The sequence below is a fragment of the Microbulbifer sp. GL-2 genome (assembly GCF_007183175.1).
Lineage (GTDB): Bacteria > Pseudomonadota > Gammaproteobacteria > Pseudomonadales > Cellvibrionaceae > Microbulbifer.
Window position 1 is genome coordinate 904,135 of the sequence record NZ_AP019807.1, and the last position, 12,745, is coordinate 916,879.

Genomic DNA, 12,745 nt, shown 5'->3' on the forward strand with positions numbered 1-12,745 from the left:
GAATCCTCTTAACCCTTAAAGGGGAAGTTGAACGCTTTCAGCAGCGCACGACCTTCGTCGTCGTTTGCGGCTGTGGTTGTAATACAAATATCCAGACCGCGGAGCTTGTCTACTTTGTCGTAGTCAACTTCCGGGAAGATGATTTGCTCAGTCACACCCATAGAGAAGTTACCGCGGCCGTCAAACTGCTTCGGGCTAATGCCACGGAAGTCACGGATACGCGGAATCGCGATGTCGATCAAACGCTCAAGGAAATCATACATGCGCTCACCGCGCAGAGTTACCTTGCAACCGATCGGCCAACCGTCGCGAATCTTAAAGCCCGCAATTGACTTGCGTGCTTTAGTAACGATGGGTTTTTGACCAGAAATTGCTGTCATGTCACTGACAGCGTGCTCCAGCACCTTTTTATCACCAATCGCTTCACCAACACCCATGTTGATGGTGACCTTGGTGATGCGCGGCACTGCCATCACATTCTCGAGACCAAGCTCGTCTTTAAGCTTGGGCGCGAGTTCCTTAGTGTAGAGCTCTTTAAGCTTTGCCATGATCTACCAACCTGCTCTTGCGCTAAAGCCTTAGATGGCTTCGCCGCTGGATTTGAAGACGCGAATCTTAGTGCCGTCTTCCAGTACTTTAAAGCCTACCCGGTCAGCCTTCTGGGTGTTGGGGTTGAAGATGGCTACGTTGGAAGCTTGGATTGCCGCTTCTTTTTCAACGATGCCGCCAGCAACGCCCAGCTGGGGATTTGGCTTTTGGTGTTTCTTGATCATCTGTATGCCGGCAACAATCAGGCGGCCGTCGTTCAGTACTTTACGTACTGAACCACGCTTGCCCTTGTCGCGACCGGCGATAACGATCACTTCGTCGTCACGCTTGATCTTGCGCATAACTCTTCTCCGCTCGAGGCTTAGATAACTTCGGGGGCGAGCGAGATGATCTTCATGAACTTCTCACCACGCAGTTCGCGAGTTACCGGACCAAAAATACGGGTGCCAACCGGCGCCAATTGCTGGTTCAGCAATACCGCTGCGTTATCGTCAAATTTAATCAGGGAACCATCCGCGCGACGCACACCTTTTCTGGTGCGAACCACGACGGCATTCATTACCTGACCCTTCTTCACTTTACCGCGGGGAATGGCTTCCTTAACGGTTACCTTGATAATGTCGCCCACGCCGGCATAACGACGATGGGAGCCGCCCAGCACCTTGATGCACATGACGCGGCGAGCCCCACTGTTGTCAGCTACTTCTAAGTAGGATTCCGCTTGAATCATTGTCTCTCTCCGAAACCTTTCAATTCGGCAGTCAATGCGCTAGGGGTTATACCTTCGCCGCACGCTCTACAATTTTCTGCAAAGCCCAAGATTTGCTCTTGGACAGCGGACGAGATTCCTCGATGGTTACAACATCACCGATGCTGCAATCATTGTTCTCGTCATGTGCCTTGAGCTTTGTGGACTTGTTTACAATTTTGCCGTAGATCGGGTGCTTAACACGGCGCTCGATCAAAACGGTGATGGTTTTATCCATCTTGTCACTCACAACCTTGCCGGTCAGAGTACGCTTCAGTTTTGCTTCAGCCATGATTAATTACCTGCCTTCTCGGTCAACACAGTCTTTATGCGAGCAATGTCGCGACGAGTCTGCTTCAGCAGATGAGTCTGAGCCAGCTGACCGGTGGACTTTTGCATACGAAGCTTAAATTGAGCTTCGAGCTGGTTCAGCAGTTCCTGGTTCAGCTCTTCAACTGACTTTTCGCGTAGATCTGCAGTCTTCATTACATCACCGAACGCTTAACGAAAGTTGTCTTTACAGGCAGCTTGGCCGCAGCAAGTGCGAAAGCCTCACGAGCCAGCTCTTCGGACACACCCTCCATTTCATAGAGGACCTTGCCCGGCTGGATCTGAGCTACCCAGTATTCAACGCCACCTTTACCTTTACCCATCCGTACTTCGAGGGGTTTTTGAGTAATTGGCTTGTCTGGAAACACACGAATCCAGATTTTACCGCCACGCTTAACGTGACGAGTCATTGCGCGACGAGCCGCTTCGATCTGGCGCGCAGTAATGCGACCGCGACCGATAGCCTTAAGGCCAAACTCGCCAAAGCTCACTTTAGAGCCGCGCTGGGAAAGACCGCGGTTGCGACCCTTCTGTACCTTGCGGAATTTTGTACGCTTTGGTTGCAGCATCTGCGTACCCCCTATTTAGCAGGTTTCTTGCGGCTCTTCGTCGGCTTCTCTTCGGGTACTTCGTCACCGATGACTTCGCCTTTAAAGATCCAAACTTTGATACCGATAATGCCGTAAGTAGTCTTCGCTTCAACAGTGGCATAGTCGATATTGGCACGTAGGGTGTGCAGGGGCACACGGCCTTCGCGATACCATTCGGTACGTGCGATTTCCGCACCACCGAGACGACCACTTACTTGAATCTTGATACCTTGGGCGCCCTGACGCATAGCGTTCTGAACGGCACGCTTCATAGCGCGACGAAACATAACACGGCGTTCCAGCTGCTGGGCAACGTTCTGGCCTACCAGAGCGGCGTCCATATCTGGCTTGCGCACTTCTTCGATATCGATGTGCACAGGCACGCCCATCTGCGCGCTAACTTCTTTACGCAGACGTTCTACGTCTTCACCTTTTTTACCAATCACGATACCGGGGCGTGCAGTGTGAATAGTCACACGTGCAGTGTTCGCCGGACGCTCGATCTCGATACGGCTCACAGAAGCGTGGGCCAGTTTTTTGCGAATAAATTCGCGAACTTTCAGATCCGTGTACAGCTTGTCTGCGTACTCGTCGCTGCCGGCATACCAAACAGAGGTATGCTTTTTAACGATACCCAGACGAATGCCGGTAGGATGTACTTTTTGTCCCATGGTTTTCTCGCCTGCTCTCTTATTTCTCGGCCACTTTCACAGTGATGTGACAAGTACGCTTAAGAATGCGGTCAGCACGACCTTTTGCACGCGGTTTAATGCGCTTCATGGTCATACCTTCGTCCACAAAAACTGTGGAAACTTTCAGCTCGTCAACGTCAGCACCTTCGTTGTGCTCGGCGTTGGCAATAGCCGACTCCAGTACTTTCTTGACGATCGCCGCACCCTTTTTAGTACTGAATGCCAGTATATCCAGGGCTTCTTCAACGCCTTTGCCGCGAACCTGATCAGCTACCAGTCGCGCCTTTTGCGCCGATAGACGTGCGCCGCGTAATTTTGCTGCTACTTCCATCTTTATAACCTCGGCTTAGCGCTTCTTCGCTTTCTTGTCCGCAGCATGACCGCGGTAAGTGCGGGTAGCAGCGAACTCGCCCAGTTTATGGCCAACCATTTCTTCGTTAACCAAAACGGGCACGTGTTGACGACCGTTGTGCACGGCAATCGTTAGTCCAACCATTTCCGGCATAATCATGGAACGGCGGGACCAGGTTTTAATCGGTCGACGATCATTGGCTTCAATCGCCGCCTCCACCTTCTTGATCAGGTGCTGATCAATAAAGGGACCTTTCTTTAATGAGCGTGGCACTGTCGATTCCTCTCTAGCTGCTCAGACATCGCGCGGCTTACTTGCCGCGACGACGAACTATCATCTTATCGGTGCGCTTGTTCTTGCGCGTTTTCTTACCCTTGGTCGGAACGCCCCACGGAGTAACCGGATGACGACCACCAGAGGTACGGCCTTCACCACCACCGTGCGGGTGATCTACCGGGTTCATCGCCACACCGCGAACGGTAGGACGAACACCGCGCCAGCGTGCAGCACCAGCTTTACCCAGCTTACGCAGGCTGTGCTCGGAGTTGCTCACTTCACCCAGGGTTGCGCGGCACTCAGCGAGCACCTTGCGCATTTCGCCGGAGCGCAGACGAATGGTCGCATACTGACCTTCACGAGCTACCAGCTGCACGGAGGCACCAGCAGAACGGGCCAGCTGAGCGCCTTTGCCTGGCTTCAGCTCAATCGCGTGGATTACAGAACCCACCGGAATGTTGCGCAGAGGCAAGGTGTTACCCACAGCAATCGGTGCGGCATCGCCGGACTGAATGGTGGCACCAGCCTTGAGGCCTTTCGGTGCGATGATGTAACGACGCTCACCGTCGGCGTAACACACCAGGGCGATGTGTGCGCTGCGGTTCGGATCGTACTCCAGACGCTCAACTTTAGCCGGAATACCGTCTTTGTTGCGTTTGAAGTCGACTACGCGATAGTGCTGCTTGTGACCGCCACCGATGTGACGGGTAGTGATACGACCATTGTTGTTACGGCCACCGCTTTTGCTTTTACTCTCCAAAAGAGGAGCGTAAGGAGCACCTTTATGCAGGTCGGGGTTAACAACCTTAACGAGGTGACGACGGCCGGCGGAGGTCGGTTTTGTTTTTACAATTGCCATTGTAACAGTCCCCTTTACTCAGCAGCTTCAAAGTTGATGTCACTGCCTTCAGCCAGGCGAACGTAGGCTTTTTTCCAATCGTTACGACGGCCCATGCCGTGACGCGTACGCTTGGTTTTGCCTTTAACGTTTACGGTGCGAACTAGTTCAACAGAAACGTTAAACAGTTTTTCAACCGCAGCCTTGATCTCAGCTTTTTCGGCATCGGTGGATACCTTAAAAACCACTTGGTTGGCACTGTCGGCCAGCCCTGCAGCTTTTTCGGAAATTACCGGGCCCAGCAGTACTTTGTAGAGTCGCTCTTGGTTCATCCCAGCACCTCTTCAATTTTCTTGAGCGCAGAAACGGTAACCACGACCTTATCAAAACGAATCAGGCTTACGGGATCGATTGCCTGTACATCGCGGACATCGATCTTGTGCAAGTTGCGTGAGGCAAGGTAGAGGTTTTCACTAACCTCTTCAGTCACGATCAGCGCTTCGGACAGGTCAAACTGGGCCAGCTTGCTTACCAACTGCTTGGTCTTGGGAGCGTCCACATTGAAGGACTCAACCACTACCAGGCGTTCTTGACGAGCCAGCTCAGACAAAATGCAACGCAGCGCGGCGCGGTACATTTTCTTGTTCAGCTTAACGCTGTGATCACGCGGGTCAGCAGCGAAGGTTACGCCACCGGAACGCCACAACGGGCTGCGAATAGTACCGGCACGTGCACGGCCAGTACCCTTTTGGCGCCAGGGCTTTTTACCGCCACCGGAAACATCAGAACGGTTCTTCTGCGCCTTGGTACCCTGGCGAGCGCCGGCCATGTAGGCCACGACTGCCTGGTGTACCAGATCTTGGTTGAACTCACGTCCGAAGGTCACTTCAGAGACAGCTACTGTGCCTTTAGCGCCTTCGGGAGTAGCGATATTCAGTTCCATATCTATTTCCCCTCAGACTTAGGCTTTAACTGCCGGACGAACGATAACGTTGCCACCGGGAGCGCCGGGTACAGCACCTTTAACCAGCAACAGGTTACGTTCAGCATCGACACGAACAACTTCCAGGTTTTGCACGGTTACGCGCTCAGCACCCATATGTCCAGCCATCTTCTTGCCTTTCCATACGCGGCCAGGAGTCTGACACTGACCGATAGAACCGGGTGCGCGGTGAGACAAGGAGTTGCCGTGGGTTGCGTCTTGCATACTGAAATTCCAGCGCTTAACGCCGCCCTGGAAGCCTTTACCTTTGGAAGTGCCGGTTACATCGATCTTCTGGCCAGCTTCAAAACTGGAAACAGTGATTTCAGAACCGATTTCGAAAGTCTCTTCGGAACTATCTGTACGCAGTTCGAAAAGATTGGTGCCAGCCTCTACATTGGCTTTGGCGAAGTGGCCCGCTTCGGGCTTGGAGACACGGGAAGCCTTACGGTTACCCACTGCTACTTGAACAGCGGCATAGCCATCAGTTTCCTGAGTTTTCACTTGGGTGACGCGATTCGGAGCAACCTCAACAACGGTTACCGGAATGGATACGCCATCTTCAGTGAAGATGCGAGTCATGCCGCTCTTGCGGCCGACAATACCTATAGTCATCTTTATTAACCTCTCAGTGCACGGGGCTTTAACCCACTGCGGCCGCCCAATTTCAGAGCGTTACACTACCCGGACCTTTTTCGCCCGGGATTCGGTAGTTAGTAAAAGTGTTAGCCGAGACTAATTTGGACCTCAACACCGGCCGCCAGATCGAGCTTCATCAGCGCGTCGACGGTTTTCTCGGTAGGCTCAACGATGTCCAGCAAACGCTTGTGAGTACGGATTTCGTACTGGTCGCGAGCGTCTTTATTAACGTGCGGAGAAATCAGTACGGTGTACTTCTCTTTGCGAGTCGGCAGCGGGATTGGACCGCGAACTTGTGCGCCAGTGCGCTTAGCCGTCTCTACGATCTCCTGAGTGGACGCGTCGATCAGCTTGTGATCGAAGGCCTTCAGGCGAATACGGATACGTTGACCCTGCATGGAATCAAACTCCAACTTATTAACTAAAGAACGTCCTTTTCCGCAACCCCGAGGGCGGGCGAAAAGGAGCGCGAATTCTACGGGGAGCACGTCAGGCTGTCAACTGTACAGCCTGCTCAAATTTCAATCTGCACAAACTACAATGAAGTACCTGAAGTGGAACGAGGGAACAGAAATGACTATTGCCGCAAAATTGAGCCAATACCTGAATGACCAATCAGTCGACTACCACCTGGTTCAACACCCACACACACGAACCAGTCGAGAAAGCGCCCATGCCGCCCACGTCAGGGAGGACCAGGTAGCCAAGGCGATAATTCTGCAGGATAAGGAAGGCTATGTAATGGTGGTAATACCCGCAAGCAGCAGCCTGGATATGCGCGCAGTGCATACAGAAACTGGCCGTAACGAACTGGGGATGGTCGCAGAAAACCAACTCGGATCAATATTCCCGGATTGCGAACTGGGCGCCCTCCCCCCCATAGGCCAAGCCTACGGCATTACAACCCTGCTCGACAGCAGCCTCAGTCACCAGGAAACCATTTACTTTGAGGCCGGAGACCATGAGGAGCTGGTGGAGATGGATGGACCACAGTTCACCAAACTTTTTATGAGCAGCCACACCGCCGACCTGAGCAAGGACTGGCCATAATCTCATCAAGGGTATGGGGGCAAGGCAACGGATGCCCCCCCCCGGAGAAAGCTTTTGCCAAGGCTCACGATAATCGCGAGTAAAACCCCACCACTTTAAAGGACAGCAAACCTATTCAGCCGCTTGATGCTCCAGCGCTCCCAGGAAGGCCGCGATATCGCTTACCTGCCGCTGATTGAGCTTCTGCCCCAACTGGTACCAGGCCATATCGTAAATAGCGCGCTCAATGGTCTGTACACTGCCATCGTTAAAGTAAGGGGCGCCTCTGCTAACGTCGCGCAACATGGGAACTTTAAAACCATTCGATCAGCGTAATTGCCTGTAACCTAATAGCGACCTAAATCTTCTTGGTGTGGGTATTGGTTTACCAACCCCATCTTCTGGTACGCAGTTCCACACAGGGTTGAAGCATTATGACAACCCGAATAACCGACACACTTGACGATAACGAAGGTGGCCAGCTGGCTGTAAGCTGGTTAGCTTCCACACAAACAAGCCTGGAATCCCATGGGAACCCATACCAACTAGCTGCCCCTGAAAGAACGATACCAGATTGAACTCCTCAATGGACAGTGCTATTCAGCTCGAGCCATTGCGCTACGGCTCGACCGCTCCAACAAAACCATCTATCGAGATTTCAATCGCCTCACGCTTAGTGTGCTGAGGGCGCTCACCGCAAGGCGTTGCAGAGGCAGTATGAGGCCCGTAGTACACAAGTTTGATTTCGCCATGAAGATAAAGATCGACCATGAATTAAAAAACGTAATCCCGAACAAATTACTGGACGAATGAAGTTTGAGAAATCTGAAAAAGCCGTCGGTTGTTCAACGATTTATCGCTGGTTAGGTCAGCTTAATTGGAGGCTGCGACTACCACGAAAAGGCAAACCCTACCGGAAGCGTACAGGCTCTGAGGCTGGGGGGAAGCTCATTCCAGATCGTATTGATATTGAAGAACGACCAACGATTGTTGATGAAAACACCGAACTTGGCCACCAGGAGGGCGATACGGTTTGTGGTCACGATAGCTATCTTGTGACATTTGTTGAGCGAGCCTCTAAGTTGTTACTCACTCGAAGGGTGCCAAATAGGAGTAAGAAGACGGTAAGTCGTGCAGTCAATCAGATACTGAAGCCGTATCATGCAAAATAATAACCTTCGATAACGGAGGTGGATTTTCGGGTCGCCGGTCGATTGCGCAGAAAAAAAGGTACAAGATATATTTTGCAAAGCCCTATCACTCTTGGGAGCGCGGGTTGAACGAAAACGCGAATGGTTTACTGAGGCGGTTTGTTGTGATCAAGTCTAACCGGACACTTGCTTAAACTCATTTCTCAAATTCGATGGGGGGGTACGTCCCCCAGTATTATATGTATCCTGCGTGAGTTGTAATAAGCAATATAGGTTCTCACATGTTATAGCGTACTCCCTTGTTGGATAAATATTTCCAGTCAAACATTCCCGCGTCAGGCTGCTAAAAAAACGTTCAGTAGGGGCACTATCCCAACAATTTTCCTTACGGCTCATTGAGAACACCATTCCATGCTACTTCAATAGCGCTTGGTGGTATGGCAGACATACTGACTACCCCGATCAGAGTTATGCAGAAGACCTTTTGCGGGCGTACGTAAATTAATAGCCATCATCAGCGCGTGACTTACCAAAGCCGGTTCCATCTGACGATCTAGATGCCAGCCAACAATCCGGCGAGAATAGAGATCAATCACTACCGCCAAGTACAACCAGCCCTGCAAAGTCTAGATGTACGGAATTTCAGCAGTCTAAACTTGATTTTTTGCGCTCGGCGAGAAACCCTTATTCAGAAGATTCTCTGGGACTGGCAGTTGGTGTTTACTGTCTGCCATCAAAGTAAATCGCTTCTTGCACTTTACTATCAAACCTAGTCTTTTCATTAGCTTGCAGAGTCGATAGCGCCCAACTTCAAAGCCTTCTTTACATAACAGTTTCATTAACCGACAACTTCCTAGACCCAGTCGAGATTCTACAAATATAACCTTCAAACGATGGCACAGTTGCTATGTTTGGCTATCTGATGCACCATCATTACGGCGACACTAATCGTAATAGCTAATCTTATTTACCTACATTACCCGGCAGAGCGGCCCTAACTGGAAAGCTGTCATGCTGCTTCTCGATAAAGTTGTACTTTATTGCATTTCTTTCGCAAAGAAAGCACTGGCCTTTTTAGGATTTCCTTCTCCATACGCAACTGCTTGACTTGACGTCGCAACTTATCCAATTCAGTGCGCTCACTGGTATCCAGCCATACTCCGCTTTCTTCCATCTTTAGCTCTTTTACCCAGAGTCGCAGGTTGTTGGCAATGTTTCCCACAGCCTCTACAGGCTTAGAAATCCAATACCCTTGCGTCAAATACTAGGGTTACGGCGTCTTTCTTGAATTCCGGCCCGAAATGCCGACGTGTACCTTTTGTTGTCATACTTCACCTCGCATAGTAGCTTTACCATCTTAGCAAAATGTCCAGAAGGGTTAGGCCACTACATTTCTTCCCGAAAGGCATAGAAATTGGCAAGATACCCAAAAGCCGTATTGAAGATGCAGCACTCAGAATCAACATTCGCCCAAAGAAGACGTAAAATTACTTGAGTCCTCTGGGATTTCTGGCCGGCAGGCGTGTGTCACTTATGTTGGCAATCTAGGAAAAACACCCTGGGTATAGAAAAGTACGCTATCGAGGTTGAAACAAAGCGCCCAGTGTTTGTGCCTACTGGCCTGCTGTACCAACTTACTATTCGGGAAAATACCTGCTGACTGACTTAGAGCCAGTGCGCCTAAAGTCCACAAAACGCAGATTTTAGACGCCGAAAATGGAGATAAATGAGCATGGAGCCCTGAGTTCCGACTAAAAAATAGTCACTTTTAGAATTTATGGAATGTGATATAGCGCTAGAAGCTTATTTTTCTGGACTTCCTTAGCACCCCCTCTATGCAGCTGAAATCTTATAACTAACTGTACTATTAAGAGCTATTGCTCTATTACAGTGGAGTGAAAGGGTTACCGGCCAAATCACCGCAAGGCTTAAGCCCGTTTTTTCAGCAATCTCTTTATAAAGTAATGCTTTGTGTATAGCGCTTCCAGAATTTGGATAGCGTTCGCTTAATTCCCACCACAATGATATAACCGTACTTTTTTGCTCTTTTCTAAGACTAGGGGGGCGACCCCGGTCAAGTGGAAGTCCAAGAAGACGTTTTCTACTATTTGTAGCAAGCGCGCTCCAGCCCAGAAGTTCTTGCATTAATGGTGTCGCCGCCCCTAGCTTTAACAGCTTATCAGCCAAACGGGCCTCCTCTTCCTTTTCTTTTGCTCGCCTAAGCATTCGCTCAAGAACCTGGAAGTTAATCGATAAATCTAGAAAGTGAGAAGCCATCTCAGACAATTGTTCTATTTCACCAAGTGTTAGGCTTGCGAGTTCTAAAGCTAGCGGAGTGTTAATACCAATAGAGGTTATGGACTCCTCGTCTCCTTCTCGGAGAGCTTGAAATGCAGCACTACAAATAGATTTAATTATATTGGAATTACAATTAGAATTACTCACAGCGCACTCCTATTAATCCTTTAATATTGAAGGCTAGTCAAATTTTTATACTAATTTTTTTTGGGATCATGCCATGCTATACCTATCTATTCAATAAAAAATTAATGAACATAGCGAATTGTGAATTTGATTCATATCGCCGCACATTAAGAGGGCGTTGATGCATTCCAAAAGTGGATGAAAAATAGTAACCCGGCACAAATTATAAAGCGGATCTTAATAAGATTACTAAATCATGCGACCTATCCGTACCTTAGAAATGAGAACTTTGGCAATACTGGAAGAAAGGGCATTCATTGAGTGGGATTGGTTAAGTATTTCACATAGATATAGGATCAATTAGTAGCTTCTTGCCTGCTCACAACGGAATTATTCCTCCTCACTATAGATGACTCTATTTAGTACTGACTCTTATCAATTTTCGGGGGAAGTCGAGGACAATGATTGCGGCGTAGTGCCAATGACCTGCCTTAACCATTAGTCATCAGTAATTGTGAGCGTTATCGAACTTGGGCTGCAGATATTACCTGAAACGGAAATGTAAGGACCAGGACAAAACGGAAAAAATTCAATAGGTTGGCATAAAACTCCGCAGCATAGTGAGATGGATACAAGGAAACTGGTACTAGATTAATGGACTAATTCAGACCAAACCTGACACTCCTACTTGATAAAGAGGGACTTACCCGTTTTGATGAAGGTGCCTAAAGCAAAACCAAGGATAAACACCATGATCCATACTAATGATCGCATCATCAAACACAAGACCGGATTGCTCAATCTGGCAGAAGAACTCGGCGACGCCTCTAAAACTTGCAAGATGCTTAGTGTATCGAGAGACACTTTCTATCGGTACAAGGAAGCCGTCTCTAGTGGCGGCGTGGATGCCCTTCCTGAACGGGTACCAAATCATAAGAACCGTGTTGACACTGCCATTAAGGCGGCCGTAGTGACTTATGCCCTTCAAGAATCTGCCCATGGACAGGTCCAAGACTCTAATGAATTGCGTAAGCGCGGTGTATTTGTGTCCCCCAGTCGCGTTCGAAGCATCTGGTTAAGGCATTACTTGGCCACTTCAAACTGCGATGAAAAGCGCTTAAGACCAAGGTGGCTGAGGAGGGGCTAATCCACACCGAGTCACAGGTTCAGGCTTTGGAGCTAAAGAGGTATGATGATGAAGCCTGTGTTGGAAATGATACTCAACACCCAGGCTATCTGGACTCGCAGATACCTTCCACGTAGAGACATTTAGGGGTGTTGGGCGTGTTTAACAACAAACATTTATCGATACCTATGTAAAGGTGGTCCATTGCAAGCTGTATACCACCAAAACACCAATCACTGCAGCCGATCTTCTGAATGACCGTGTATTACCGTTTTATGTCATACATGATTACCAGTACTGCGTATCCTAACTGACCGTGGCACAGAATCTTGTGGCAAGTTGGAGAAGCATGATTATCAGTTATACCTGAGTGTGAATGAAATAAAACACCCCCAAGCAAAAGCCTAACATCCGTAAAAGAATGGTATCTTTGAGCGATTCCATAAAACTATTTTACAGGGGTTCTATCAAACATCATTACGCCGCAAGATCTACGGATCTGTATAAGTGCTTCAAAAAAAATCTAGACGAATGGCTCGTATATCACAATAATGATCATACTCATCATGGCAAAAAATGTTGGGGTCGCACACCGATGCGCAACACTTGAAGATGGGAATAGCATCAGGAAGGAAAAACTCCTAAACTGAATATCACTTGTCAGAACACCTTCTGATAAACCGGAAACTGTCAGATCAAGTTTGGACTACTAAATTTTAAACGATGGCATTGCAGCCGCCCTGATTCAGTACATTCTTCTGCATCCAGTCTTGCGCCACCCTCCTCATGCTTCAACTATCTAACCCAGCGTCTCAATTTATTTACAGTAGTTCCGGTAGTATCTATTGCCTTAGAGATCGAATAGCCATGCTCGCTGACTAGGGCCACCGCATCTTCTGTTTAATTTCGGCTAAAAATTTCAGCATTAATCTTTTGTTGTCATACTTCGCCTGGACAGCCAGTTTTAGCAGGGCGCCCGAAAGAACTAGCCCACTGCAGTCCAAATTTACTTGACCACA

22 protein-coding genes and 1 pseudogene are annotated in these 12,745 nt (G+C 49.2%); 4 read left to right on the forward strand and 19 right to left on the reverse strand.

Annotated elements, in window-relative coordinates; translation table 11 throughout:
- Window positions 1-8: 8 nt before the first annotated feature.
- The 14 genes from rplE to rpsJ form a co-directional block, all read right to left on the reverse strand.
- Entirely contained in the window at window positions 9-548 is a 540-nt protein-coding gene (gene rplE / locus GL2_RS04050; RefSeq protein WP_143729418.1) for a 50S ribosomal protein L5, read from the reverse strand.
- Between the two features lie 30 nt (window positions 549-578).
- Complete coding sequence (rplX, locus tag GL2_RS04055) at window positions 579-890, reverse strand: 50S ribosomal protein L24 (RefSeq protein ID WP_143729419.1); 312 nt, start codon at window positions 888-890, stop codon at window positions 579-581.
- Window positions 891-910: 20 nt separating this feature from the next.
- On the reverse strand, window positions 911-1,279 hold the full coding sequence (gene rplN / locus GL2_RS04060) for a 50S ribosomal protein L14 (protein ID WP_143729420.1): 369 nt from the start codon (window positions 1,277-1,279) through the stop codon (window positions 911-913).
- Between the two features lie 46 nt (window positions 1,280-1,325).
- Complete coding sequence (rpsQ, locus tag GL2_RS04065; protein ID WP_108731660.1) at window positions 1,326-1,589, reverse strand: 30S ribosomal protein S17; 264 nt, start codon at window positions 1,587-1,589, stop codon at window positions 1,326-1,328.
- Between the two features lie 2 nt (window positions 1,590-1,591).
- Entirely contained in the window at window positions 1,592-1,783 is a 192-nt protein-coding gene (gene rpmC, locus GL2_RS04070; protein ID WP_020411392.1) for a 50S ribosomal protein L29, read from the reverse strand.
- The gene (gene rplP / locus GL2_RS04075) at window positions 1,783-2,196 is read right to left on the reverse strand and encodes a 50S ribosomal protein L16 (RefSeq protein ID WP_143729421.1); all 414 of its coding nucleotides are present in this window, start codon (window positions 2,194-2,196) and stop codon (window positions 1,783-1,785) included. Before rplP ends, rpmC begins: the two co-directional genes overlap by 1 nt.
- Before the next feature lie 11 nt (window positions 2,197-2,207).
- Window positions 2,208-2,888: a 30S ribosomal protein S3 gene (gene rpsC / locus GL2_RS04080; RefSeq protein WP_143729422.1), complete on the reverse strand. Its 681-nt coding sequence runs from the start codon at window positions 2,886-2,888 to the stop codon at window positions 2,208-2,210.
- Between the two features lie 19 nt (window positions 2,889-2,907).
- Window positions 2,908-3,240: a 50S ribosomal protein L22 gene (gene rplV, locus GL2_RS04085; RefSeq protein ID WP_143729423.1), complete on the reverse strand. Its 333-nt coding sequence runs from the start codon at window positions 3,238-3,240 to the stop codon at window positions 2,908-2,910.
- A 15-nt stretch (window positions 3,241-3,255) separates the two neighbouring features.
- Window positions 3,256-3,534, reverse strand: a complete 279-nt coding sequence (gene rpsS / locus GL2_RS04090) for a 30S ribosomal protein S19 (RefSeq protein ID WP_143729424.1) — start codon at window positions 3,532-3,534, stop codon at window positions 3,256-3,258.
- A 37-nt stretch (window positions 3,535-3,571) separates the two neighbouring features.
- Window positions 3,572-4,396 (reverse strand): 50S ribosomal protein L2, encoded by an 825-nt coding sequence (rplB, locus tag GL2_RS04095; RefSeq protein ID WP_143729425.1) that lies wholly within the window; start codon window positions 4,394-4,396, stop codon window positions 3,572-3,574.
- Window positions 4,397-4,410: 14 nt separating this feature from the next.
- Window positions 4,411-4,707, reverse strand: a complete 297-nt coding sequence (gene rplW / locus GL2_RS04100) for a 50S ribosomal protein L23 (RefSeq protein ID WP_143729426.1) — start codon at window positions 4,705-4,707, stop codon at window positions 4,411-4,413.
- On the reverse strand, window positions 4,704-5,318 hold the full coding sequence (gene rplD / locus GL2_RS04105; RefSeq protein WP_143729427.1) for a 50S ribosomal protein L4: 615 nt from the start codon (window positions 5,316-5,318) through the stop codon (window positions 4,704-4,706). The genes rplW and rplD overlap by 4 nt, the downstream gene beginning before the upstream one ends.
- Before the next feature lie 18 nt (window positions 5,319-5,336).
- The gene (gene rplC / locus GL2_RS04110; protein ID WP_143729428.1) at window positions 5,337-5,972 is read right to left on the reverse strand and encodes a 50S ribosomal protein L3; all 636 of its coding nucleotides are present in this window, start codon (window positions 5,970-5,972) and stop codon (window positions 5,337-5,339) included.
- Between the two features lie 110 nt (window positions 5,973-6,082).
- A complete protein-coding gene (rpsJ, locus tag GL2_RS04115; RefSeq protein ID WP_010133849.1) occupies window positions 6,083-6,394 on the reverse strand; it encodes a 30S ribosomal protein S10 in 312 nt (103 codons plus the stop codon).
- Window positions 6,395-6,569: 175 nt separating this feature from the next.
- Between rpsJ and GL2_RS04120 the strand changes: the two genes are divergently transcribed.
- Window positions 6,570-7,046: an aminoacyl-tRNA deacylase gene (locus GL2_RS04120; protein ID WP_232053758.1), complete on the forward strand. Its 477-nt coding sequence runs from the start codon at window positions 6,570-6,572 to the stop codon at window positions 7,044-7,046.
- A gap of 111 nt (window positions 7,047-7,157) precedes the next feature.
- Here the strand turns inward: GL2_RS04120 and GL2_RS21420 are convergent, their stop codons facing one another.
- On the reverse strand, window positions 7,158-7,331 hold the full coding sequence (locus GL2_RS21420; protein WP_172621051.1) for a hypothetical protein: 174 nt from the start codon (window positions 7,329-7,331) through the stop codon (window positions 7,158-7,160).
- 267 nt (window positions 7,332-7,598) lie between these two features.
- On the opposite strand from GL2_RS21420, the gene GL2_RS22275 reads away from it, so the two are divergent.
- Together GL2_RS22275 and GL2_RS04130 are read left to right on the forward strand one after the other, a co-directional pair.
- A complete protein-coding gene (locus GL2_RS22275) occupies window positions 7,599-7,838 on the forward strand; it encodes a hypothetical protein (RefSeq protein WP_370452146.1) in 240 nt (79 codons plus the stop codon).
- Window positions 7,835-8,197 carry an IS30 family transposase gene (locus tag GL2_RS04130; RefSeq protein WP_143729430.1) on the forward strand — a complete coding sequence of 121 codons (363 nt, stop codon included), beginning with the start codon at window positions 7,835-7,837 and terminating at the stop codon, window positions 8,195-8,197. The genes GL2_RS22275 and GL2_RS04130 overlap by 4 nt, the downstream gene beginning before the upstream one ends.
- A gap of 398 nt (window positions 8,198-8,595) precedes the next feature.
- Here the strand turns inward: GL2_RS04130 and GL2_RS22280 are convergent, their stop codons facing one another.
- The 4 genes from GL2_RS22280 to GL2_RS04150 all read right to left on the reverse strand — a co-directional run bounded on the left by GL2_RS22280 (window position 8,596) and on the right by GL2_RS04150 (window position 10,621).
- On the reverse strand, window positions 8,596-8,772 hold the full coding sequence (locus GL2_RS22280) for a DDE-type integrase/transposase/recombinase (protein ID WP_370452147.1): 177 nt from the start codon (window positions 8,770-8,772) through the stop codon (window positions 8,596-8,598).
- 54 nt (window positions 8,773-8,826) lie between these two features.
- The gene (locus GL2_RS22285) at window positions 8,827-9,015 is read right to left on the reverse strand and encodes a hypothetical protein (protein ID WP_370452109.1); all 189 of its coding nucleotides are present in this window, start codon (window positions 9,013-9,015) and stop codon (window positions 8,827-8,829) included.
- Between the two features lie 170 nt (window positions 9,016-9,185).
- On the reverse strand, window positions 9,186-9,398 hold the full coding sequence (locus GL2_RS04145) for a hypothetical protein (RefSeq protein ID WP_143729432.1): 213 nt from the start codon (window positions 9,396-9,398) through the stop codon (window positions 9,186-9,188).
- A 611-nt stretch (window positions 9,399-10,009) separates the two neighbouring features.
- Complete coding sequence (locus GL2_RS04150; RefSeq protein ID WP_143729433.1) at window positions 10,010-10,621, reverse strand: STY4526/YPO1902 family pathogenicity island replication protein; 612 nt, start codon at window positions 10,619-10,621, stop codon at window positions 10,010-10,012.
- A gap of 730 nt (window positions 10,622-11,351) precedes the next feature.
- Here GL2_RS04150 and GL2_RS04155 point away from each other — a divergent pair.
- Window positions 11,352-12,376 (forward strand): annotated as a pseudogene (locus GL2_RS04155) (helix-turn-helix domain-containing protein).
- Window positions 12,377-12,745 lie beyond the last annotated feature (369 nt).